This is a genomic window from Paenibacillus sp. sgz302191 (assembly GCF_057749925.1).
In genome coordinates this window covers 290,806-314,377 of sequence record NZ_JBYLHY010000004.1, presented here as the reverse complement: position 1 = coordinate 314,377, position 23,572 = coordinate 290,806, and the positions used below count along the sequence as shown (strand labels likewise).

Sequence of the window (23,572 nt, the reverse complement as noted above, 5' to 3'; positions counted from 1 at the left end):
GAGGGCAGTTGGGCGCCGACGCGTAATTGAAGAGCCAGTAACTTCCGGCGATGGATGCAATCCGTCGCCGGTTTCCTGTTGCTGCGAGTTTTTAACAGCCGGTCACTCGGGTGGAGAAGGGGATGCGGGAGAAATGTTGAACCACTACAATTGGACAAGTTGGCTCATGCTAAGGACTTAAAAATTACCACATGCAGCAAAAATAAAAAAGCCTGGGAAATAAATTGTCGTTAACAGTTTATCTCCCAGGCTTTTATCCCTTCGTGACACAACCTACTCAAATCATACACAGCTCTCTTTATTTAGCCACCCTTGATCAGAAATCATATATAATAAAGAATAGAGTTTAACAGCCAAATTCGAGGTGCCGATCCATGATTCTGAGTACCAAACTTCATATCCCGCAAACGCGGCGCGATGACCTTGTTGAGCGAGCGGCGATCACCGAGCTATTAAATAAAGGATTAATGAGCAAACTTACATCCGTAACGGCTCCCGGGGGGTACGGCAAAACAACAGCTTTGAGCCAGTGGCTGCAGCAGTCCGCCATACCTGCCGTATGGATTTCCTTGGGCCCTCAAGATAATGATCTGATTGAGTTTTGGAACTATACGATCGCTGCCGTCAATAGTAAGCACCCTCAATTTGCGGAAGCGGTCACCCCGTATTTGCCATCCTTAAAATCGGGAGCGTTTGAACCCTTCATCTCAGCCGTGATTCGCGAGCTCGACGGCTGCTCGGATGAATTGGTCATCGTTTGGGACGATTATCACGTGATTGATCTTGCCGCCATTCACGCGTCGGTAGCGTATTTTCTAGCCTATTTGCCCGCTCACATCCACCTCTATGTAACAAGCCGGGCTGAAATGCCTTTTCCTTCGGCAAGGCTGCAAATAACAGGCCAAATGGTGAAAATCACGATTCAGGAGCTGCGCTTTCAACTTGCAGAGGGAATTCGTTACTTTCAGGATTGCATGGGATTGCCGCTGCCGGGGGAAAAGATAGCTCTGTTGGTCGACCGCACGGAGGGATGGATTAGCGGACTGTATCTGGCGGCCATTTCGCTGCAAAGAAGCGGCAATTATTCAGATTTTATCCGTGCCTTTAGCGGGGAGCACCGCAGCATATCCGATTATCTGTTTCAGGAGGTTTTTAGTCTCCAGCCGAGCGAGATTCAGTCCTTTCTATTGGAAACATCGATTGTAGACAGGATCAACGGCTCGTTGTGCGAAGCGGTTACCGGACAAGCGAATTGTCAGGAGCTGCTGGAAATGCTGGAACAGCGCAATTTGTTCATTGTTTCATTGGACGATCAGCGGGAATGGTATCGCTATCATCATTTGTTTTCCGAGTTTTTGCGGAGGCTTTTCCGGCAGAGATATGCGGGACAGTCGAAGGCGTTGCATGTCAAGGCAGCCCATTGGCTGGAGGCGCACGGATTTCTGGAAGAAGCGGTAGAGCAACTGTTTGTGGACGGGCATTACCACGAAGCAAGTGCCCTGATCGAAAAGCATTTGCAAAGTCTTCATGCGAAGAGAGGGGTGCTGTATCGATGGTTGCGTGCTCTGCCGGAAGCCTGTTTTACGGGAAAGCCGCGCATACAGTTTCTGTATGTCAAAGTGATGGTGGAGACCAATGAACTGGAGCCGGCACAAGCGAGACTTCGCCTGATGGAGGACAAGCTGTCAGACCCGGAATGGAAACCTTACGCAGGAAACGTTCATTTTTTGTCCGCGGCTGTTTCGTTTTACCGAAGAGACTTTCGACGAGCGAATGAATATTTTGAGATATTTGATCGGCATACGCCGGGGGGCAGCTACATTCAGATGATTGAAGCGAACTCCTATTCGATGTATTTCGACACATTATTGAGCTTCTTCGATGATTTGCATGATGCGGAAAGATTCTTTTATAAATGGATCAAAGTATGGGAAGATCGAGACAATTACCCCTACGTTGGCTTTTTCTACAATACGTACAGTTTGCTGTTATATGAATGGAACCGCTTGGAAGAGGCTGAAGTTTATGCGGAGAGGGTACTGAAGTCAACGTGCATGCAGCCCTATGCCCTTATTCTGTTAAGCGCTACTATCAATGCTGCGCGGATCTGTCAGGCCAAAGGAGATTCGGCCAAAGCGTTTGAATGGCTGGAGGGGGTTAAACCTAAGATCGATTCCGTGGATAAAAGAATGTTTATGAGGAGAATAGAAGCGGAGAAGGCAAATTTATCACTTGCGAACGGTGCTTTCGATGAGGGTTGGCTGCAAACATGCGGCATCAAGCATACCGATACGATCCCGCCCGGTCCAATCAAAGAATATCTGTATTTGGCAAGTGCGCTTATGGAACAGGGGGAAATTGATGAAGCTTTGCAACTGCTGGAACAATTGTACCGGCTTGCCGATCAGGCTGATCGGACCTGGGATAAGGTTAAGGTGGCTATACTGCAAAGCATGGCTTTTTATCGAAAAGATGATATGACGAACGCTGTCATGAAGCTGGAGGCGGCACTCCAATTGGCGGAACCGGGGAAATACATCCGCAGTTTCGTGGATGAAGGGGCCAAGATGGCGGAGCTGTTGCGTGAATATATCGGGCAAAGGCAGATCAACGCTAACCGCAAGTCTACGAGCCTGCGCTACGCCAGGGAATTGCTTCTGCTGATGTCCGATTCTGGGCATGAGACTGGAAGCTCGGGAGCCCTGCTCACGAAACAGGAATTAAAAATACTTCGGATGATTGACATGGGGCTATCCAATAAACAGATCGCCGAGCAGCTTGAAATCACAGCCGAAACGGTCAAGAGCCATCTGAAAAGTATGTTTAGAAAACTTCATGTGAACAGCAGAGAACAGGCACTGAAGCAAGGAAAAGAATTCCAATGGCTGTAGCGAGCCAGTTATCGCAATTCAAGAAAAGCATGATTATACAATACATATTGGCACCGTGTATATCCCCCAATATTTTAACGTCTCTCCCCCATCAATGGGGGATTTTTTTGTTGGGACGAAAGTCATAGAATTGGGGAGAAAGTGGCATTAATCGACAAGCGGGGCCAGGAAAATATCGGTATTTGTCGGCCCAAGTAATCTTGTATCGCTACATCGTCGGTTGCAATCATAATGACAAATGAAGAGGTGTATACGAATTTATGAAGCTATCTACATCAGGACTCAAGATGTGGTTTTCCCGACCTGGGAGGATCGTTCTGGCATGTCTGCTCGCCTTCATGCTCATTCCATTCATGGGGGGAGGCAAGGCTGCCCATGCGAATTCGCCAACGTCGTCGACTTGGCCAGTGGTGGGACAATCTGTGCAACCGTCCAACGTGCAAACTTTGTTCAAAGTGGGCGGCACGTTGTATGCAGGGACGGGGAACTTCAACAATGACGTATGGCAGAACACGAATGGCACTTGGACGCAGATGGAAGGCTCACCGGCAGGTGTGCGAACCTTTCTTGTTGATGCGGACGGCACGTTGTATGCGGGTTCTTGGGGTGACGGCGTGTCGACGTACACGGCCAGTGACGGTTGGAAACAGATGAGCGGCTCGCCGGGCAATGTGTATTCCTTAATCGATGTAAACGGCACGCTATATGCGGGGGCTTCTAGTGGCATTAACAACAGTAAAGATGTATGGACTTACGACACTACTGCGACTACGCCTGCATGGACACAGATGACGACCAGCAATACGCCGACTGACGTACAAGCCTTAATTCATGTAAATGGCACACTATATGCAGGGACGTTAAGCAATGGCATTTGGGCGTACAGTAACGGGGCATGGACGCCGATGAGCAGCACGCCAAGTGGGCCTAACACGTTAACAAATGTAGTTTCTTTAGTTGATGTCAACGGCACACTGTACGCGGCGACTTTCGGCGGAACCCACACTGTCTGGACGTACAGTGGCAGTACATGGACGCCTATTTCCAATTCGCCGCGTTATGCGCGAACCTTGCTCAATGTGGGCGGCACGTTGTATGTAGGGACTGGTTCCACCTCCGATGATATGTGGACATGTACGAGCACTTCATGTACGCAAATGTTCGGATCTCCGGGCAACATATATGCTATGCTTGATGACAACGGGACGTTGTATGCAGGGACGAAAAACGGAAACAAAGACGTGTGGACGTACAGGAATGGCGCGTGGACACAAATGGGTGTTTTGCCAGGCAATACGAACACTTTGCTGAATGTCAATGGCACGCTGTATGCAGGGACAAATGATGATACTAAAGCCGTGTGGGCGTACACGGCCAGTGGTGGATGGACACGGATGAGCGGCTCGCCGGGCTATGTGTATGCCTTGATCGATGTCAATGGTAAGCTATATGCAGGGACTTCTAATGATGACACTGACCATGACGTATGGATTTATGACACGACCGTGAATACGCCCGTATGGACGCAGATGACGAGCAGTCTTGCGCCGAGCAATGTGTATGCCTTGCTCAATGTGGGCGGTACGCTGTATGCGGGGACGAATAACGGCAGCAATGACATATGGACGTATGATACTGCCGCGACTTCGCCCGAATGGACGCAGATGACGGCAGGCAGTGTACCAATGTTTGTAAATGCCTTGGTCAATGTGAATGGTACGTTGTATGCGGGAACAGGGGGCAGTGGGAACGACGTTTGGACGTATGACTTGAACGCGGCTACGCCCGAATGGACCCGTATGACGATCAGCCATACGCCAAAAAATGTGCATACTTTGCTTAATATGAACAGTAAGCTATATGCGGGAACTGCTAACGGTGAAGGCGATGACGTATGGATCTACGATACGACCTCGGCTACACCCGAATGGACCAGGGTGGCGGGCAGTAATAATGCGCCGAGTACTGTGAATGCCCTACTCGAGGTGAACGGTACGCTGTATGCCGGGACGGATAACGGCAATAACGACGTATGGTCGTACAGCAACGGCGAATGGGAACAGGTAAGTGGTTCGCCGAGTCAACTGAATTCTCTCCTGGAGGCAAACGGCAAGCTATATGCAGCGGGACTGTACGGTGTATATCAACTGACCTCTCCCGGAGCACCTGTGAATTTGCAATCCAGCAGCACGACGGCTACATCGACTACGCTATCCTGGGATGCCGTATCAGGAGCGACAGGCTATTACCTCTACAAGGATGGAGGCAATACGGCGATTGCCACTGTGACTGGCGCCACTTATACGGTGAGCGGGCTGGCACCGAACAGTTCCTATACGTTTGCGGTGAGCGCATTCAATGCGGCCGGTGAATCGGCGAAGAGCGATGCGGTTCCTGTTCAGACATTGAGCACAGCGAGCACAGCCGCAACACTGACCTCGACGATAGGCACGGTAAGCACAGGCGGAACCGCAAATGAAAGTATCACGAACATTCCATACGGCACAACGTTCGCTGATTTCAAGGCAGCAATTACACCGGCAGCGAATGCAACGTTTGAAGTATATGATGCAGATGGAACAACTGTAGCGACTACTTTGGCAACGGGCAAGAAGGTCATTGTTACCGCACAGGACGGGACCACGAAGGTAACTTATACGGTAACAGTGAACGTAAGCACAGCCTCAACGCTGACCTCGACGATAGGCACGGTAAGCACAGGCGGAACCGCGAATGAAAGCATCACGAACATTCCATACGGTACAACGTTAGCTACGCTCAAGGCAGCGATCATCCCGGCAGCGAATGCAACGTTTGAAGTATATGATGCAGATGGAACAACTGTAGCGACTACTTTGGCAACGGGTAAGAAGGTCATTGTTACTGCACAGGATGGAACAACGAAGGTAACGTATACGGTAACGGTGGGCTTAAGCACAGCCTCAACGCTGACCTCGACGATAGGCACGGTAAGCACAGGCGGAACCGCGAATGAAAGCATCACGAACATTCCATACGGTACAACGTTAGCTACGCTCAAGGCAGCGATCACCCCGGCAGCGAATGCAACGTTTGAAGTATATGATGCAGATGGGACAACTGTAGCGACTACTTTGGCAACGGGTAAGAAGGTCATTGTTACCGCACAGGACGGGACCACGAAGGTAACGTATACGGTAACGGTGGGCTTAAGCACAGCCGCAACGCTGACCTCGACGATAGGCACGGTAAGCACAGGCGGAACCGCGAATGAAAACATCACGAACATTCCATACGGCACAACGTTAGCTACGCTTAAGGCAGCGATCATACCGGCAGCGAATGCAACGTTTGAAGTATATGATGCAGATGGAACAACTGTAGCGACTACTTTGGCAACGGGTAAGAAGGTCATTGTTACTGCACAGGATGGAACAACGAAGGTAACGTATACGGTAACGGTGAGGACCGTAACGGAGATTCCTGCGTATACGGTGACGTATAACGGCAACGACGCTATATCTGGCAACGCGCCAACTGATAGTGGCTCATATGCGCAAGGAGTTACCGTTTCGGTTTATGGGAACACCGGAAATTTGGTGAAGACGGGCTATACGTTCGCAGGCTGGAATACGGAAGCGGATGGACGCGGAACGAGCTATACCGAAGGGTCGTTTTTCATCATGGGCACGTCCAACGTGACACTATACACAACGTGGACGATCAACACGTATACTGTCAGCTTCAAAAGTAACGGCGGTTCAGCGGTGGGCAGCCAGCCAGCGAACTATAACAGTAAGGCGACAAAACCAACAGATCCTACGAGAAGCGGGTACACGTTCGGCGGGTGGTACAGCGACAGCGGGTTGACGGCACTGTTCAATTTCACCATTCCGATCACGGCAGATACGACCCTGTATGCAAAGTGGACGGCCAACAACACGGGCGGCTCTTCTAGCAATGGCGGCACTCCATCATTAACGTCCTCAAACAATACAGTGATCTCGACAGACGGTACGCTAACGCTTCCCATCGGTAAATCTGGTGAGGTTAGTCTGGGCGATGATGTCAAAATTATAATTCCTGCCGGTACGTCTGGAAAAGAATTGAAAATAACGATAGAAAAAGTGGCAGACACACAAAAGCTGCTTACAAGCAAGGATGCTCTGGTCAGCCCGGTATTCGAAATTCTAAAAAACTTTCCGGAAAACTTCAATCAGGAAATCACAATGACTTTTACCTTCGATCCGAAAAGGTTAAAGGGCAATCAAAAACCTTCTGTATTTTTCTACGACGAAATAAAGAAGATATGGGTGGAAGTCGGCGGCGAGGTAAAAGGAAATACTATCACCATAAAAGTTAACCACTTTACGAAATATGCGGTATTCGCTGAAGATAAAGTTCCAACAGTGCCAACACCAGGAACGCAACCAACAATTAGCTTTAGCGACATCGCTGGACACTGGGCTGAGGCGAGCATCAAGAAAGCGATCAGCATGGGCATCGTTGGCGGCTACCCAGACGGTACGTTCAAGCCTGACAAAACCGTAACGCGCGCGGAATTTGCGGTGATGCTGATGAATGCACTCAAACCGCAAGGAGAGGGAGCGGCGCTGGTGTTCACGGATAAGGCGAAGATTGGCGCGTGGGCGCAGAAAGCTGTCACGCAAGCGGTACAAGCGGGCATCATTACAGGCTATGAAGACAGCACTTTCCGACCGGACGCCGAAATTTCACGTTCGGAGATGGCAGTGATGATCGCAAAAGCGCTGGGACAGTCCGTTGAAGCTGCAACGGCAACAGGCTTTGCGGATGACAGAGACATTCCGGACTGGGCGAAAGGTGCAGTTGGGGCCATGAAAAAGCTGAGTATGATCGAAGGTAAAGGCGCGAATGCATTTGCTCCGGGCGATAAAACGACAAGAGCAGAGTCAGTAACGGTGCTGCTGAAAATGTTGGCGCAAAAGGGCAAGTAAAGGAAAATCAAACAAGGCTGCTTTGAAGTCAATTTCAAAGCAGCCTTGTTTTTGTGTAAAAGGGAAAAATATTGAGCGCCGCGGTGCAGAAAATCATAAAGCTGCTGTGAAGTTTGACCCGCCAGCAGATTTTACGCGTCCCGTGTGGGGTGCCGGCAGCTTCCGGTCCGAATTGGCTAAGCTGGAACAGCATTATTCCGTATTTTTGTTGGAGGAGGCTTGGGAATCCTATCAGGCGGCGGCTGAAAAAGTCTGCTCACAACTCGGGAATTACGCCCACTATGCTTCTAATCGATTAATTTTCCACACAAGAAGTTCATCGAATAATCCCTTCTCGGCATCCCGCTGTAATCGTTGCAGGGCTACCAAAGGTTCAGTTTGCATACAGAGAGTGAAACAGACGGGGCTAGCAAAGCAGTTAGACCGAGGCCACTTTACATACATACAGTATGTATGTTAAATTGGGTACTATCATAACCGAGAGGGGTATTATTATGAAAGTATCCAGTTGTTATCCCGTCATTTTAACAGATCAAGTTATTCCCACGGCAGCATTTTACAAGGATCACTTTGGATTCAATAAGATGTTTGAGGCGGACTGGTATATCAGCTTGAAAATGCCCGGCAATGACATACCGCACGAATTGGCTATTCTTGACGCCTCCCATCCGACCATTCCCGACGCATACCGGACAAAAGTAAGAGGGCTGATTCTTAACTTCGAAGTGGACGATGTTGATGCTGAATACGAACGTCTCATTAGGGGAGCCAAGCTACCACTGGAGCTCGATATCCGGAGCGAGGATTTTGGACAGCGGCATTTCATTACCTCCGATCCCAACGGGGTATTGATCGATATCATTACTGTCATCCCACCTTCAAACGATTTTAGTACCCAATATTCCGAAGAGATATGGAAATAAGGGAATACTTGCATGGGAGCACATGTACCTTTGAAGAACTATTTTGGAGGGGAGCTGGCTGTACGGCTAGCCAGTCTAATCAAGCCCTACTACTCGGGTTTCCCGGTCGACAGTTTTGTAAATGCAGTAGCGGAACAGACAGAACCACTTGAGTTGAAAGCAAGGGTCCGGTTGATCGCCGGGGAGCTGCATAGCGCATTACCGCTGGATTATCCTGATCAATTGGATATCTTATTAAAAATCCTTGGCCCGGAGAATGAAAGTGAGAAGGGGATGTTCACCGAGGGTTACTTCCTGATGCCGATCGCCTATTTCGTGGAACAATATGGTCTTAATCATTTCCGGATTTCTATGGACGCGTTGTACGAGATTACAAAACGCCATACCTCGGAATATGCCATCCGCCCATATCTCCTCCGCTATTCGGAGGAATGTCTTGAAACATTATCCACTTGGGCTTTCGATCCTAATTTTCATGTGCGTCGTTTAGTCAGTGAAGGGCCTCGTCCTCGTCTTCCATGGGCAAAGCGAATGGAAGTGTTGAATGGTGATCCCGTGCGAAATCTTTCTTTACTTGAGCCATTGCTGGATGACGGTTCGGACTATGTCAGAAGGTCAGTAGCGAATCATTTGAATGATCTGACAAAGGATTACAAGCAGATCACAATAAATTGGATGGCTAACAAGCTGAGTGCCGGGTGGAAGCATGGCCAGAGCATGGTTGGCCACGCTTTAAGATCGTCAGCGAAGTCCGGAGATCCAGATGCGTTGGCTATGTTAGATGAGCTATAGGAAATTGGGATGCAAAGTAATGCGAATGGAGAACTAGTCGATTATGAAAAGAAATAAAGCAGCGACTGCGGAAACGATTCATAAGCTGCTCGATGTCGCCAGAACCCATTTTACCGAATACGGTTATGCGGATGCGGCACTGGAATCGATCGTTCATGAGGCGAATCTGACACGGGGAGCGGTCTATCATCATTTTCGCAGCAAGAAGGAATTGTTTCGAATCGTACTTGAAGATGTCCAGCGAGAGGTTGCCGAAAGGGTGGAGCAAGAGGCATCGGCAAGTGAAGATGTATGGCAGCAGCTCTACTTAGGTTGCCGCGCATTCATTATGGCTGCTGTTGAAGAGCGAAATAGGCGTATTATGCTAATCGACGGCCCTGCAATTCTTGGCTGGGAAGTATGGAGGGAGATGGATAAAAACCATTCCATGCGTTTATTGAGGGAGCAGCTTGGAATCATGCACGACCATGGATACTTTCGGATGGTTCCCCTTGATGCAATGACCCATTTTATTTCGGGTGGTTTGAATGAGACGGCGCTTTGGATTGCCAACGAGTCCTTGCAGCCTAATGCTCTGGATGAGACTATGAAGGTACTTGGCGTATTCTTGGAAGTACTAAAACAATGACGATTCACTCATCTGAAGCGATGAAGTTAGGGGGCGGTCATATTAATCGGGTTAGGAGCTTGTCGCGCCGCGGCAGCTCCTTTCGCATTTTTCGCCGATAGACCCGTTAGGCTGAACCGTATATGTTCATCCTCCTAGAGACGGGTTCTAGGGGGACTTTTGTGTGACAAAATACGACAATGTTTTCCATAATCGTGGTATGATTGTGGTAAGTGTTTCGCTGGAGGCAGGGCCGCATCGTGAGGGTGGGGCTGTAAGCACGAAGAAGTCGCAGGCGCAGATACTGTCCAGCAGCCCGTGGCTTGTTCGGAATGGCTTACATTAATTTGGACGAAGGTGATACAGTCATTATGAATTTGGAGATCATGAAGGATTTCTTGCTGCAGCTTGCGCTGATAACAACGTTAATATTCACCTTCGAAGTATTTTTGGCGGAAAAATCCAAATTACATCATTACGCAGCGATCATTCAGACGGTGTTGTGGGGATTGTCGATCCTATTGTGCATGTCCTTCCCTACCTATATACCCTCCGGTATTCGCATGGATATACGAATCGTTCCCTTGCTGCTTGGGACCTTGTATGGCGGCTGGAGAACGGGTGTCAGTTTATCCGCGCTAGTCATCCTGTACCGGATTTATATTGGAGTTGATTCCGGCGTTTATTCGACCATCCTGACTTTGCTCATTAGCATGACGGCAATCCTATACGCCCAACCCTTTTTTGCCGCGGCGGGGAAAAACAAAAGACTGCTCCTGGCGCTGATCCTGTCTTTTTGCTATTGCCTGGTCGGTGGCGTAACAAGGGTCTGGATGAACGGATTTTCGCTCCATTTTTTTCAGGCCCAGGTTATATATACGATCGTTTCCGTCGCATCTGTGCTGTTTTTCGTATATATCAAAGAAATGATAAAAGAAGTAACGGAAAAAAACCGGCAATTGCAGGCCGAGGCGAGAGATGCGGAAATCGCCTTTCTGCGTTCCCAGATTAAACCTCATTTCCTCTACAATACGCTGAATTCCATTGCTGTATTGTGTATCAAGGAACCTCGTAAGGCTGAGGAATTAACGCTTGAGTTTTCGCAATATTTGCGGAAAAGCTTCGACTTCAAACAACTGGATTCCCTGACCACGATAGAAAATGAACTGGAGCTCGTCAAAGCGTATCTCAATATCGAAAAGGTGCGTTTTGGCGCCAGATTGTTTGTCGAGTACGATGTAACCGCCAATCCGGATACTCGGATTCCCCCGTTGATCTTGCAGCCGCTGGTGGAAAATGCCGTAAGGCATGGTCTGATGTCCAATCTGCGCGGGGGAACTGTTAAAATAGCGATGAAGACTGAAGCGGACGGCGCAGTCAGCTTTGTGATTGAGGACAATGGCTGCGGCATGAGTGAAAGACAGGTGGATGATATACTGTGCTCGAACGCGGGTAAGAAAGGCGTCGGGTTATGGAATATAAGTCAACGGCTCAAACTACTATATGGACAAAACATTCGAATTGAAAGTGCGGTAGGAACAGGCACAAAGGTGATTTTCGATATTCCTGCATACACGGCCAAGCAGAATGGAGGATGAAGCGGATGCTGCGAGCGATGATCGTGGATGATGAAGAATTAGCGGTGGAACGTCTGGAAATGGTATTATCCGAAATCGGCGGGATTGAAATTTGCCATACTTCGCTGAACCCATGGGAAGCTTATGAATATGCGAAGGCCAATCCGCTGGATATCGCATTTCTGGATATTTCCATGCCGGAAATTAACGGGATGAGGTTATCCAGCCTTCTGTTTGAGCTTGACGCTTCCATAGATGTGGTCTTTGTAACCGGATATGACCATTATGCGGTTCAAGCTTTTGATATGAACGCATTGGACTACCTGATGAAACCCGTAACCGTCAAGCGAATGACACAAACGCTTGCCAAGGTCCGCAAAAAACAGCATATCGCCGTACATGTACCTCCCTTGAGAAAGCCGGGAAATGCTGCTTCGCGGGAAGAAGGTCATCTCCCTCGAATGATACCAGCGAAGCAGGAACGGAGTTCTGCAGAAGGAGTCCAGGCGATTCCAAGCACGAAGCTTCACGTCCCTCATGTGCGTAAAGCGCTGGTATCCCGGCCGCAGCTCATACGGAAGCTGAATGAAGGGATGGAGAGCAAGCTAACGCTGCTTTCCGCGCAGGCCGGTTACGGGAAAACGACAGCGTTAAGCGAATGGGTCAGACAAAGCGGGGCACTTACGGCCTGGCTCTCGCTGGATAAGAGTGATAATGATTATATTCAGTTTTGGAGCTGCATCACCGCTTCCATTCAGGAGAGGGTTCCGGGTTTTGGCCAAACGGTGATCCATGCTCTTGAGAAAGAATCTTCCGTGTATTTGGAGCATACAATCCCTGCATTGCTGAATGAGCTTCATCGCTTACCCAGCGAATTGGCTATTGTTATCGACGATTATCATTTCATTGAACTTCCTGAAATTCACCGTTCCTTATACGATCTGCTTGAACGCTTGCCGTCCCATATTCATCTTTATATCGCAAGCCGTACCGAATTGGCCATACCTACGTCCAGTCTTTTGGCAAAAGGCGAATGCAACCAGATTCTCGTGCACGATCTGCGGTTTCAATTGGATGAGGGGATTGTCTTTTTTCGCGATACGGCCGACTTATTGCTGACCAAAGAGCAGGTGACAGAGCTTTTCGATCAAACCGAAGGTTGGGTCAGCGGCTTGCAGCTAGCGGCAATCTCGCTAAAGCAGAGCGAGAACATAGCCGAGACGATTCATCGGTTTGGCGGCCAGCAGCGTCATATATCCGATTATTTGCTCGGAGAAGTGCTTCGTTATCAATCGGAGCCTGATCTTGCTTTTTTATTGCAAACGTCCGTCCTGAACCGTATGAACGACTCCTTATGTCAGGCTGTAACAGGTCAATCGAACAGCCAAGAGCAATTGGAACGATTAGAGAAGCTGAATTTGTTTATTATTCCGCTGGATGAGCATAGAAACTGGTATCGGTATCACCATTTGCTTGCCGACTTTTTGCAGCAGTTATTGTTCAAGAAAGACAGGCGAGAGTGGATGCAGGCGCATCATCGGGCGGCCGTATGGCTGGAGGACTACGGATTTGACGTAGAGGCGGTAGAGCATTATATAGAAGGAGAACAGTTTCCATATGCCGTGCGGATCATTGAGAAAAATCTTCATACGTTAGTGCAATCAAAAAGCGTCGCACTCCATAGATGGGTCTCGAAGCTGCCGGAGAATGCCTTTGCGGACAAGCCGATGATTGAAATGTTCTATATATCGGTATTGCTGGGCGTTGGAGAATGGGAAGCCGCTTTCCGAAGAGTGGGTCAAGCGACAGTGCGTTTTCAAGGGATGCGGGATCAATGGGGCGACGCCGAATGGAACAAGGCGCTAGGAAATATTTACTTTTTCTGTTCGATTATCTCCTATCTTCAGAAGGACCTGGCGCGTACATCTGAATATTTCGAGCTGGCGGAACGCCATATGCCGGAAGGCAGCTTCTTTCAAACAATGGGGCGCAACAGGTATCAGGGATATGATTCGTTTGACGATCATTTGGCGTTTATCAACGATCTGCATGCGGGTTATGCCTTCCTGTCCAAATGGATTGCCGTATGGGAAAACAAAGAAAACTATCCTTTTGTCGGTCTTTTGTATGCTTCTTACAGCAAGCTGCTGTATGAGTGGAACCGGCTGGAAGAAGCAGATCGGTACGCGAGTCGGGCGATAGCGCGTCAGGATATTAAGCCCTTTGCGCGGATTATGATTCATAACGTGATCAGCGCTTCGCGGATTCAGCAGGCTCTGGGCAACCCGGGCCGGGCTTCGGAGCTGCTTGAGCAGTTGAAGGCGCAGATCGATTCTCCCGACTATGAATTATTTATGCGAAATATCGAAGCGGAACAAGCGTGTCTGTCTCTGCGCCAAGGATCTCATTCCTATGCGCTTGAGTGGCTGCAAAGATGCGGTTTGTCGCATACGGATGAAGTTTCGCTCTATCGGGTGCAAGAGCATCTCGTTGTGGCGAGAGTGCTTGCAGCGTGCGGGAGGCTGGAAGACGCGCTGTATTTACTGGAACGGTTGAATCAATTGTTAAGCAAGGAGGAGCGTCTCCGGGATCGCATCAAGGGGCTTATCCTGCAAAGCGTCATACTTCGGCGGTTAGACCGAATAGAGGCGGCGTTCGCTCAATTGGAGATGGCTTTGCAGCTCTCGGAACCGGAAGGGTACATCCGCAGCTTCATGGATGAAGGGACCGGCATGGAGGAGCTGCTGGCAGGCTACCTCAAGCTGCGGCAAGGAAGCGGGCTTAAACATCCCCGCCCGGTTTCTGCGGCTTATGTCAAGCAGCTTCTTCAAGCTCTGCGTGCCGTCCCTGATGCGGAACAACAACCGCACAACCTGACCTTGCAGGAAATAAGGATTATGCAGTTGATCAGCCAAGGCTTGTCGAACAAGGAAATTGCCCGTCGTCTTCACATTACAGGTGAAACCGTAAAGTCCCATATCAAAAATGTGTATAAAAAGATGGAGGTGGGCAACCGGGTGCAGGCGCTGCAGCGCGCTGCGGAATGGATGATACTCGGTTGATCTCCCTTTTTTTTCAGCTATTTCCCCCATTCGGGGGATTTTTTTATCCAGATATTGTTGTACACCGAAGAGAAGAGAACAAAAAGGCTGTTATTATCGTACTCCGTGTAGATGTTGAAAAGCAGTCATATTTTTAAAGGAAATTTGATGATTAGCATGTTATAATTAAAACGAACCGGACGGTCCGGTCCGAGTGATTCGGTTTGATTAAAAAAATTATTAAGAGAGGTGTACAAATGAACATTCAAGTCGTTTTATTTGATGGGTTTGATTTATTAGATGTCATTGCCCCCTATGAAGTATTTGTTACAGCGAGCCAATTAACTAAAGAGGAAATTAACGTTCGGTTTGTAAGTGTCGATGGCCACAATTTAATTCGAAGTGGCGTTAATAATTACCCTATGGAAGTTGAAGGAAAGTTAGATCTTTCAAAGAAGGGAATTATTTTATTGCCAGGTGCGGCAGGGTCGTTAATAGAGGGAGATCCCGATTCCATTCCAATGAAATTGAAAAATGCTTCTGAAACAGAGTTGGGAGAACTTATAAAAAAAGCCATAAACGACCCGGAAATTTTAGTGACATCGGTATGTGGCGGTTCTATGCTGATGGCAATGACAGGTGTACTAGAAGGCAGGAACGTTGTTACACATCATATGGGAATGGATTTACTATCCGCAAGTGGCGCAAATGCTGTCCATGCTAGAGTTGTGGACGATGGAGATTTAATTACTGGCGCAGGAGTAACATCTGGCTTAGATCTTGCAATTTATGTTGTTGAAAGAGAGTTTGGTCCAAGGATCGCTCATGAAGTGGAAAAATTATTCCAGTATGAGAAACGAGGAACTGTTTGGAAGAATTCGGGCGCCTTACCTGTTGATTATCATTCGAATGCAGGCGAGGATGAGGTGGAATCCAACCATCAGATGGGTGAGAGCAACAAGCATCAATCAGAAATTGATGGCATTTGGAAAGTTGAAATCTCGACTGCGATTGGTAAAATTCATGTGACCTATGATTTAAAGGTGAGAGACAATAAACTTCATGGCACGGCTACTGCAGACGATGATGAAACAGATGTTTCTATCTTAGAAGATACAGAGATTATCGGAAACAGATTGAAGTGGAAGCAACAAGTGAAGAAACCCATGAAATTAAACCTTAATTTTGATGTGACAATTAACGGTAATACCCTAGAAGGTAAAGCAAAGACAGGTATGATTTCTTCGAAATTGTCGGGTAAGCGAGTATCTCCATAAACAAGTATTCTTAGGTGGATGGGGCTTAGATTGTAAGCCTCTTCTAATCTAATGCGGTAGCAAAAGCAAATAAAAGCTACGATAACTTTTAAATAAGAAGGAGAAGATTCAAGTGAAACTATTAGTGGTAGGTGCAAACGGAGGCATAGGTAGGCTTATTGTTAACCAAGCCCTATCTGATAAACATGAAGTGACTGCTTTTGTACGAAGAACGAATGGGCTTGAACTAAGTCACTCCAATTTAAAGGTTGTAATCGGCAATATATTGGAAGAGCAACATAAATTACAGGATGCTATGAGGGGACATGATGCGGTTATTTCTGCGTTAGGAAACGGATTGGTTGTAAAGGGTAATGGAGGAAAGATTTTAAATCGTGCAATGAGTTCGGTCGTGCAAGCTATGAACGTTAATAATGTAAAACGATTATCGCTGTTGATGAGCTATGGCGCAGGTGAATCATTAAGCTATGCAAACATTTTCATTAAATTTCTAGGATATACCTTTTTCCGTAAAGATTTTGCAGATTTGAGCGCAGCAGAAAAAGTTGTGGTCGAAAGTAATCTCGAGTGGACTATTGCATATTTTGGATCTTTAACTGATGAAACCGATAAAAATAAATATGTCGCTTCGTCTTCTCTAAAGACGCCTTCCAAATTGACGATCTCTCGTTCATGTGTTGCAGATTTTGTCCTCACCTCAGTTACTGATCGAAAGTTTATTAAGCAGCGTGCTGTCCTATGTGGGAGGAACGGATGACCTTATTAAAAGGAAAAATTATTGTTGTGACTGGTGCAAGTTCAGGCGTTGGTGCTGCTGCGGCTAGAAAATTATTTGAATGCGGAGCTCACGTTATACCGGTGGGGAGATCAATCCAACGAACGGAGAAGATAGCCAAGGAGTTAGGGGTCAAGCCATACACTGCTGACTTTACTGATCTAAACAGTGTAAGGAGTCTAGCCAATCAACTTCTAAATGGTTTTTCAAGAATTGATGTATTGGCGAATAATGCTGGAGGAATTCCTACAGAGAGTGGATTAACCGTGGATGGCAATGAACCTATTTTTCAAGTGAATACATTGTCTCCATTTCTACTTACTCTGATGTTAACCCCACTTTTGAAAAAAAATGGACGGATCGTGAATACCTCCTCTCGTTCTCATAAAGGAGCGTCCATAAACAAGAGAGATTGGCAAAGGACGAATGGGTTGCGGTCTCATGCGATTTATGCTCGAAGCAAACTTATTACTGGGATGTTGTTCAGGGAGTACCACAGACGATATTCAATTGAGTTTGCGGACTTTCACCCTGGACTCATCAGCTCTGATTTTGGTCGATATATGGGTTTTTACGCGAATATTTTAAAGATAGTCTTTTCGCCATTGCTTGCAACACCAGAAAAGGGAGCAGAAACATTAGTTTATTTGGCAGAAACGAGTACGAAACTTAATGGCGATTATTATGTACGGAAACAAAAAGCACAAGGGAACAGAATGCTTGACGATCCTACTTTATCAGCGTGGTTATGGGACGAGTGCAAGCAAAGAATAGGAAAACTTTTATGAATTACATGACTTATGCAGTTGACTAGTAGAAAGCTCCTTGCTTGCGAACGAACGCCGTCACCTGGTGGCCGTTCGCAAGCGCTTGCTGGACCATCTGTCTGCCGACCCCTCCGTTTGCGCCCACGATAAAGAGCCTCATAAGCGTTTAACCTCCTCTGTACGTTGCACATAGCGTTGTTTCGTCACCGGGACCGTCCGATCCGAAGGTCGGTCAAGTCAGCCACTTCTTGCGAAGCGCGATTTCGGCCAGCACTAAATTGAGCGACAAGCTGCCCCATACGGCGAGCGCATACGAAGCTTCGTGCGACAGATGGAGGCCGTGTTCGCCAAGCATCAGCAGAAGATGAATGATCAGATTCGCATAGGTGAGGAAAAGCTGCGTGTGATCCAGCGCGTATGCTGCGCGACATTCTTTCGGCGAATATGGATGTAGCCGAGCCAGGTCGTTACCAGCCAGAGGCCGCTCAGCACGAGGAAACCTACCACCGTCAGACTTCCCGGGACAAACCAGGCCATGTACAACCCCGGAATCACATTAAGCAGAATCGAAAGGACATAAATACGTCCATTCCATCTGTGCCAGGCGATCGCTTTTTGCCTGATGGCACGAATGGCGCCGACCGGCCCCGTAATCAGCGCGATGATAGCCAGAACGATGTGCGCCCGGAGCATGAATGTCCAGAGCGGACGATCGGCCGTAAAAGCACCTCTGGCGGCGAGCAATTGGTTGAAACCCGGATCCGATACGAAATTTTTGGTCACCGTATGAGCGACCCACATGAACGAAACGACAGCGAACACAATGGACAACTTTGGGCGATTTGTGACAATATATAAGGAACCCCCCGCCGCCGATCGCATGATGAAGGAGGAAGAAGCATGAGGAAACCAGACGAAATACGGGAAAAGATCATAGACCATGCCTTGCATTTGTTTAATACACGAGGCATCGCTCAAACATCGATTCAGGAAATTATGCAGGCAACCAGCTTGCCTAAAGGGGCGATTTATCGACGGTTTGAAACCAAGGAATCGATTGTACTGGCTGCCTTCGAGAGGGCCGGGCAGATTTTGCAGGAGTTCTTCGTGCAAGCGGAACGCGAGGGGAGGACGACCTTCGACAAACTCCTGAAAATCTCGGCGATTTATCAGGATGCCGTAGACAACCCTCCGATTCCTGGCGGTTGTCCGTTGCTGAATACGGCAGTGGAGAGCGACGGAACATTTCCCGAGCTTCAACAGAAGGTGGCTGTTGCCTACGGCGGCATGGTCCGGTTCGTGCAGTCCATCATCGAGCAGGGCATTCGAAATGGGGAGTTTCGTTCGGGCACGGATGCCGCCGACTTGGCTTCCTTCCTGATCGATTCGATGGAAGGAGCCATCATGGCGAGCCGGCTGACGGGCAGCAACGAACCCATTCAACGAAATATGAAATACATGGAGAGATTGTTGAGAAGCTATATGATTCAGTAAATGGATTTGAAGCGGGAGTTCTTATCAAAGCGATAAGCGGCATCCATAAAGGATGTTGCTTTTCCATTTTTATCGGTTCACAAAACATACACAAAAAGTGTATGGCGAAGGGAAAAAATCTAGGGTACAATTGGTTATGGGTACGGACCGGACGGTCCGGTCCTAACATTCACAGTAAGGAGATGGAGACCTTGAAAATCCAAGTGGTATTGTTTGAAGGTTTCGATATGTTGGATGTGATCGCACCGTTTGAAGTGCTGGGAGGTGCTTCACTGCTGGCCACAGGAGAAGCTCCCGTCCAATTCGTATCGGCAGAAGGCAAAAGAAAAGTAAAAAGCGGGTTGTATGGGATGGAGCTTGAAGCTACGGCGCAACTGGATCCGAATGAAGCGGGCATTATCGTGGTACCGGGAGGCGCGGGAGATATGCAAGGGGACGGGCCCGGCTCTATCTTCGCGTGGCTGAAGCAAGCTTCCGAATCCGCACTTAAACCCTTGATGCAGCAAGCGATGGCCAACCCCGCCATGTTCGTGGCGACGGTATGCGGCGGTTCGACGCTCCTTGGCATGATGGGTCTTCTGCAGGGCAGACACGCAGTCACGCACCATCTCGGAATGGATGCACTACCATCTTTGGGGGCCATCCCTGTTCGCGCTCGCGTCGTAGATGACGGAAATTTGGTGTCCAGCGGCGGAGTGACCTCGGGTATCGATCTTGCGATGTACTTGGCGGAACGGAATTGGGGTTCCCGAATCTCCACCGAATTGGAGAGCATTTTTGAGCACGAACGTCGAGGCACCGTTTGGAAGAAGGAGCAGTCAATAGCTGGTTAAGGGGTTAATATACACTGCATAAGCTCAAAACAGAGGTATGACTTCGAAGCTGAGATGGTTTGATTTGCGTTCTATCCATGTGTTGCGTCCCGGCTCCGTGCGGATTTGAGCACTTTTTCCACTGTGTCGAGAAGTAACCTATCTGCTCCGCTACAGGAGTTGGTGACAGAGTATTTGCGGGTAAAGATAAAGGATTCAACAAATCTGTTCAATTTCGCTCTATAGATGGTACTCCTTGAGGCGTGTACCTGCGGCGAGCCTGAATTCACTGTTTGGCCTGTTACTGAGAACTGTATCGCAAGTGCGGGTGAGTTCTATTCCCCGTCCATGTACCTAAAAAAGGCAGGATGGGGAGTACCCTTATCCTGCTTCTTGCATGTTATATATTTTCTTATTGTACTAAATGATCTAATTCCGGCTGCAATTTGTTCCGCAGAATATACAGCATGATGGCTCCAACAAGGAACGCGACAGCATCCGCAATGACGAGCGACCAGACCACCCCGTAGAAGCCGTTCATTCGATTGGCGATATATAACACAGGAATCAGAGTAATTCCTTGAATAATAGACATAACAAACGCGGCGGTTCCTTGCGCTGTTGCTTGGAAAATCCCCGTAAACAACGTGGTCATTCCTGTAATGAACAAGGATAAGAACGTCACATGCAGAATGTAGCTGCCCATTTCAATTAATTGCGGGTCATTCGTAAATAAACCAATCAAGTGGTCGGAAATCAGATAGACGATGACGCCGAACACGACGGCTAACGCCACAATCACTTTGATCGTGAATCCAATGGAAATCTTCATGCGCAATTTATTCGCTGTAAAAGAGAAGGCAATGAGCGGCACGACTCCCTCGCATAAGCCCATCAGAATAAATTCAGGAAATTGCAATAAGCGCGATGATATTCCGTAAGCCGCTATGGCCTGATCCCCATATTCGACCAGAAAACGGTTAAAGATGAGCGACATTGCACCCAAGAAGATACTCATAATAAAGACGGGAACTCCGATTTTGAATACATTGCTCAGAATGTCCTTGGTAGCCTTGAACCATTTTATGGAGACGGTTAAGAATTGGCTCTTATATCTCATATGGAAGGCGTAGAATATGCTCGCAACCAAGTTAGAAAGGACCGCAGCAGACGCAACCCCGATCACACCCCAATGGAAGACGAAGATAACTAGCGCATCGAGAATAATATTTACGACAACACTGAGAATCATACCGATCATCGACGTGATTGCTGCTCCCTCCGAGCGTACGATAATCTCCAGCGTGAAGAATAATACGACGAATGGTGAACCCATAAGCATAATCGTGACATAGTCCTTCGTAAATCCGAAGGAGTCAGGCGTTGCCCCCAGGCCATGGAGGACTGGATCGATCAACGGGAGGCCGACGGCCATCACGATAAGACCGAGAACTAAACTGCTGTAAAAAGCGAATGAAGACACATGCTTTACATCATCATATTTTTTCTCTCCCAGCAAACGGGAGATGAATGCACCGCTACCGATGCCAATCAAGTTGCCTAGCGCCATAATGACCGAAAATAACGGCATGGTGAGTGCGAGTGCGGTTAAGACGGCAGTATTGCCCAGTGTACCAAGGAAATAGGCATTCAAGATGGAATAGATGACACCCATTGACGAGCCTAGCATCATCGGTACAGCGAAGTGAGCTACGGCTTTTGCGACCGGTGCTTTTTCAAAGTAATGGAGGTTTTCTGCATCCATGCGGGTCACTACTTTCTTCATTTATTTTTTGGCCTTCTGTCTAACGGTGTTAGATTGAACCTTACAGTGTAAGATGATATCATGAACTTATGAACCTGTAAAGCATAAACTTACACTGTTAGATAAAAGGGTGGATACCGATGAAAAAGCAGCAGCCTCAGATATCGGAGGATAAGATTCTTGAAGCCTCGTGGGAGCTTCTGGGGGAGGAGGGCATCGAGAAATTCAGCCTGAGACGATTGGCCGACCGGCTTGGGATTCAGGCTCCCTCTCTGTACTGGTACTTCAAGAGCAAGCAGAATCTCTACCAGCGTCTGGCCAACCAGGTATCGAAAATCATTCTGGAGGAGTTCCAATCCGAGGGGGACTGGAAGGAGCAATTGACGGGGCTTGCGGTAACGGTAAGGAGTGTGCTCAGCCGGTATCCCTGCTCCACGCAGCTCATGATGATGACGCTGCCCCACGAGCCGGATATCATCCGGTTCACCAATCGTATGCTGCTCTGTGTGGAATCGACGCCGCTCGAGCAAGAGCAGAAAATGCAAGTGGTTACTACGCTTGTGAACTATGTCTTCTACTTCGTTCTAGACGATTATCAGCATGAGCGTAATGTCTCCGCTATCCTTAAGGACCAGGAAGCGCATCCGGGTGAGGAGATGATTCGCCTTCTGGATTCCATGAGCGAGACGGAAGCGGGACTGTTCCGGAGGATGTTCACGAACGGGCTGTTCGAGCTGATGGGGACCGACAGGGCGTTTGAGTTCGGCTTGAAGCTGATTCTGTTGGGGATTGAGCAGGTGATAAAGGAGCAGGAGAAGTAGAATGTAAAAAACCGCTCATCCGGTTATTGGATGGGCGGCTTCGATGGGGCATGCTATGCAGGCTTGATCATAGCCCCCGGATCGGGCATTGAAAGGTTGGCAATTATGCACCGCGGCAGCTCCTCTTGCATTTTTCGCAGGAAGAGCATGGCGGCATATGTGCTTTAGCTAAACGGCTGCCAGTTAAATGGAGAACGCAGCCCATAGCGAATGGGGGGGCGCTCTTCATTTTTTTATGGAATGATCATGACGGGAAAGCTTGCGTTGACAAAATTAAAAACCGAAAATATAATGTAGACATCTACATGAATCCGAGGAGAAACCTATGCAAAGTATTTTCGACATGTACCCCTATAGTTTATACATTAAGCTTATCGCACAAAAGGTTCGGGAAATCATCGACCAACTTCTGGCGGATCATGGTTTGAATGCCTCGCAGGCGATTCTTTTGAGTCACATTCATCAATCCTTAGAAGAGCATATGGAGATCAACCGGAAGTATCTTGAAAAAACAATGGCTTTAAGCGGTCCGTCTGTGACAAACTTATTGAACGGTCTGGAGAAGGCCGGATTTATCACACGCAATAGCAACCCTGTCGACGGACGTAACCTCCGTATCGATGTAACGGCCAAAGCCAAACAATTTCTGAATGAGCGGAGTGATGCCTTCTCGAAATCTGAAGAACTGATCACTCAAGGGATGTCAGATGCCGAAAAAGCCATGTTTGTCTCTCTGCTGACCCGTGCTTTTGAAAACGTCGAACAGCACCTGTCAAAGCGATGAATTTGCTATGATTCGCTTATTTTTTTAAATAAATGAGTAGATGGCTACATGTAACGTGAAATACAATTTGCCGTGAATATTCCTAGTGCATTCCCGGCGCCATCCTAAAATAATCCCGCGCATTTCCTAATCATGACTCATGAACCCGGAGTACTGCCGCGATAAAATGAATGAGTAAGTAAATTGATGACACGGAGGTTATTGGAATAAGCAAAGTCCGCAATAAAAGCACAACTGGCGGTTGGCCCAAAACCGGAGGCGAAGCCGAAGGGATAATCTGTGCGAAGCATT

At 48.1% G+C, this 23,572-nt stretch carries 17 protein-coding genes; 14 read left to right on the top strand and 3 right to left on the bottom strand.

The genetic code is table 11. The annotated features are described in order from the left end of the window. Positions 1-374 precede the first annotated feature (374 nt). The 10 genes from AC3G2T_RS08060 to AC3G2T_RS08015 all read left to right on the top strand — a co-directional run bounded on the left by AC3G2T_RS08060 (position 375) and on the right by AC3G2T_RS08015 (position 17,626). Positions 375-2,891, top strand: a complete 2,517-nt coding sequence (locus AC3G2T_RS08060) for a winged helix-turn-helix domain-containing protein (protein WP_488435116.1) — start codon at positions 375-377, stop codon at positions 2,889-2,891. Between the two features lie 422 nt (positions 2,892-3,313). Then, complete coding sequence (locus AC3G2T_RS08055) at positions 3,314-7,846, top strand: S-layer homology domain-containing protein (protein ID WP_488435115.1); 4,533 nt, start codon at positions 3,314-3,316, stop codon at positions 7,844-7,846. A gap of 494 nt (positions 7,847-8,340) precedes the next feature. Next, a complete protein-coding gene (locus tag AC3G2T_RS08050) occupies positions 8,341-8,769 on the top strand; it encodes a VOC family protein (protein ID WP_488435114.1) in 429 nt (142 codons plus the stop codon). Positions 8,770-8,781: 12 nt separating this feature from the next. Further along, on the top strand, positions 8,782-9,561 hold the full coding sequence (locus tag AC3G2T_RS08045) for a DNA alkylation repair protein (protein ID WP_488435113.1): 780 nt from the start codon (positions 8,782-8,784) through the stop codon (positions 9,559-9,561). Positions 9,562-9,604: 43 nt separating this feature from the next. Further along, on the top strand, positions 9,605-10,189 hold the full coding sequence (locus tag AC3G2T_RS08040; protein WP_474682377.1) for a TetR/AcrR family transcriptional regulator: 585 nt from the start codon (positions 9,605-9,607) through the stop codon (positions 10,187-10,189). A 350-nt stretch (positions 10,190-10,539) separates the two neighbouring features. Beyond that, the gene (locus AC3G2T_RS08035) at positions 10,540-11,766 is read left to right on the top strand and encodes a sensor histidine kinase (protein ID WP_488435112.1); all 1,227 of its coding nucleotides are present in this window, start codon (positions 10,540-10,542) and stop codon (positions 11,764-11,766) included. A gap of 5 nt (positions 11,767-11,771) precedes the next feature. After that, positions 11,772-14,807 (top strand): winged helix-turn-helix domain-containing protein, encoded by a 3,036-nt coding sequence (locus AC3G2T_RS08030; RefSeq protein WP_488435111.1) that lies wholly within the window; start codon positions 11,772-11,774, stop codon positions 14,805-14,807. A gap of 236 nt (positions 14,808-15,043) precedes the next feature. Beyond that, positions 15,044-16,063, top strand: a complete 1,020-nt coding sequence (locus AC3G2T_RS08025; protein WP_488435110.1) for a DJ-1/PfpI family protein — start codon at positions 15,044-15,046, stop codon at positions 16,061-16,063. A gap of 112 nt (positions 16,064-16,175) precedes the next feature. After that, positions 16,176-16,820 carry an NAD(P)-dependent oxidoreductase gene (locus AC3G2T_RS08020; protein WP_488435109.1) on the top strand — a complete coding sequence of 215 codons (645 nt, stop codon included), beginning with the start codon at positions 16,176-16,178 and terminating at the stop codon, positions 16,818-16,820. Continuing rightward, the gene (locus AC3G2T_RS08015) at positions 16,817-17,626 is read left to right on the top strand and encodes an SDR family NAD(P)-dependent oxidoreductase (RefSeq protein WP_488435108.1); all 810 of its coding nucleotides are present in this window, start codon (positions 16,817-16,819) and stop codon (positions 17,624-17,626) included. The genes AC3G2T_RS08020 and AC3G2T_RS08015 overlap by 4 nt, the downstream gene beginning before the upstream one ends. A gap of 22 nt (positions 17,627-17,648) precedes the next feature. Here the strand turns inward: AC3G2T_RS08015 and AC3G2T_RS08010 are convergent, their stop codons facing one another. After that, positions 17,649-17,765 (bottom strand): NAD(P)H-binding protein, encoded by a 117-nt coding sequence (locus tag AC3G2T_RS08010; RefSeq protein WP_488435107.1) that lies wholly within the window; start codon positions 17,763-17,765, stop codon positions 17,649-17,651. A 212-nt stretch (positions 17,766-17,977) separates the two neighbouring features. Continuing rightward, entirely contained in the window at positions 17,978-18,427 is a 450-nt protein-coding gene (locus tag AC3G2T_RS08005) for a DUF2306 domain-containing protein (protein ID WP_488435106.1), read from the bottom strand. A gap of 78 nt (positions 18,428-18,505) precedes the next feature. On the opposite strand from AC3G2T_RS08005, the gene AC3G2T_RS08000 reads away from it, so the two are divergent. Then, positions 18,506-19,099 carry a TetR/AcrR family transcriptional regulator gene (locus AC3G2T_RS08000; protein WP_474682385.1) on the top strand — a complete coding sequence of 198 codons (594 nt, stop codon included), beginning with the start codon at positions 18,506-18,508 and terminating at the stop codon, positions 19,097-19,099. 191 nt (positions 19,100-19,290) lie between these two features. Continuing rightward, positions 19,291-19,932: a DJ-1/PfpI family protein gene (locus AC3G2T_RS07995; protein ID WP_488435105.1), complete on the top strand. Its 642-nt coding sequence runs from the start codon at positions 19,291-19,293 to the stop codon at positions 19,930-19,932. Positions 19,933-20,323: 391 nt separating this feature from the next. On the opposite strand, the gene AC3G2T_RS07990 is transcribed toward AC3G2T_RS07995, so the two are convergent. Further along, a complete protein-coding gene (locus AC3G2T_RS07990; RefSeq protein ID WP_488435164.1) occupies positions 20,324-21,676 on the bottom strand; it encodes an MATE family efflux transporter in 1,353 nt (450 codons plus the stop codon). Positions 21,677-21,816: 140 nt separating this feature from the next. Here AC3G2T_RS07990 and AC3G2T_RS07985 point away from each other — a divergent pair, with 140 nt between their 5' ends. Together AC3G2T_RS07985 and AC3G2T_RS07980 are read left to right on the top strand one after the other, a co-directional pair. Then, positions 21,817-22,497 (top strand): TetR/AcrR family transcriptional regulator, encoded by a 681-nt coding sequence (locus tag AC3G2T_RS07985; RefSeq protein ID WP_474682387.1) that lies wholly within the window; start codon positions 21,817-21,819, stop codon positions 22,495-22,497. Positions 22,498-22,822: 325 nt separating this feature from the next. After that, the gene (locus AC3G2T_RS07980) at positions 22,823-23,281 is read left to right on the top strand and encodes a MarR family winged helix-turn-helix transcriptional regulator (protein ID WP_474682388.1); all 459 of its coding nucleotides are present in this window, start codon (positions 22,823-22,825) and stop codon (positions 23,279-23,281) included. Positions 23,282-23,572 lie beyond the last annotated feature (291 nt).

Coding starts and splice junctions, on each gene's coding strand:
- AC3G2T_RS07980 (WP_474682388.1), top strand. CDS start 22,823: ATGCAAAGTATTTTCGACATGTACCCCTATAGTTTATACATTAAGCTT.
- AC3G2T_RS08010 (WP_488435107.1), bottom strand. CDS start 17,765: ATGAGGCTCTTTATCGTGGGCGCAAACGGAGGGGTCGGCAGACAGATG.
- AC3G2T_RS08040 (WP_474682377.1), top strand. CDS start 9,605: ATGAAAAGAAATAAAGCAGCGACTGCGGAAACGATTCATAAGCTGCTC.
- AC3G2T_RS08060 (WP_488435116.1), top strand. CDS start 375: ATGATTCTGAGTACCAAACTTCATATCCCGCAAACGCGGCGCGATGAC.
- AC3G2T_RS07985 (WP_474682387.1), top strand. CDS start 21,817: ATGAAAAAGCAGCAGCCTCAGATATCGGAGGATAAGATTCTTGAAGCC.
- AC3G2T_RS08015 (WP_488435108.1), top strand. CDS start 16,817: ATGACCTTATTAAAAGGAAAAATTATTGTTGTGACTGGTGCAAGTTCA.
- AC3G2T_RS08045 (WP_488435113.1), top strand. CDS start 8,782: ATGGGAGCACATGTACCTTTGAAGAACTATTTTGGAGGGGAGCTGGCT.
- AC3G2T_RS08025 (WP_488435110.1), top strand. CDS start 15,044: ATGAACATTCAAGTCGTTTTATTTGATGGGTTTGATTTATTAGATGTC.
- AC3G2T_RS08030 (WP_488435111.1), top strand. CDS start 11,772: ATGCTGCGAGCGATGATCGTGGATGATGAAGAATTAGCGGTGGAACGT.
- AC3G2T_RS08035 (WP_488435112.1), top strand. CDS start 10,540: ATGAATTTGGAGATCATGAAGGATTTCTTGCTGCAGCTTGCGCTGATA.
- AC3G2T_RS08050 (WP_488435114.1), top strand. CDS start 8,341: ATGAAAGTATCCAGTTGTTATCCCGTCATTTTAACAGATCAAGTTATT.
- AC3G2T_RS07990 (WP_488435164.1), bottom strand. CDS start 21,676: ATGGATGCAGAAAACCTCCATTACTTTGAAAAAGCACCGGTCGCAAAA.
- AC3G2T_RS08000 (WP_474682385.1), top strand. CDS start 18,506: ATGAGGAAACCAGACGAAATACGGGAAAAGATCATAGACCATGCCTTG.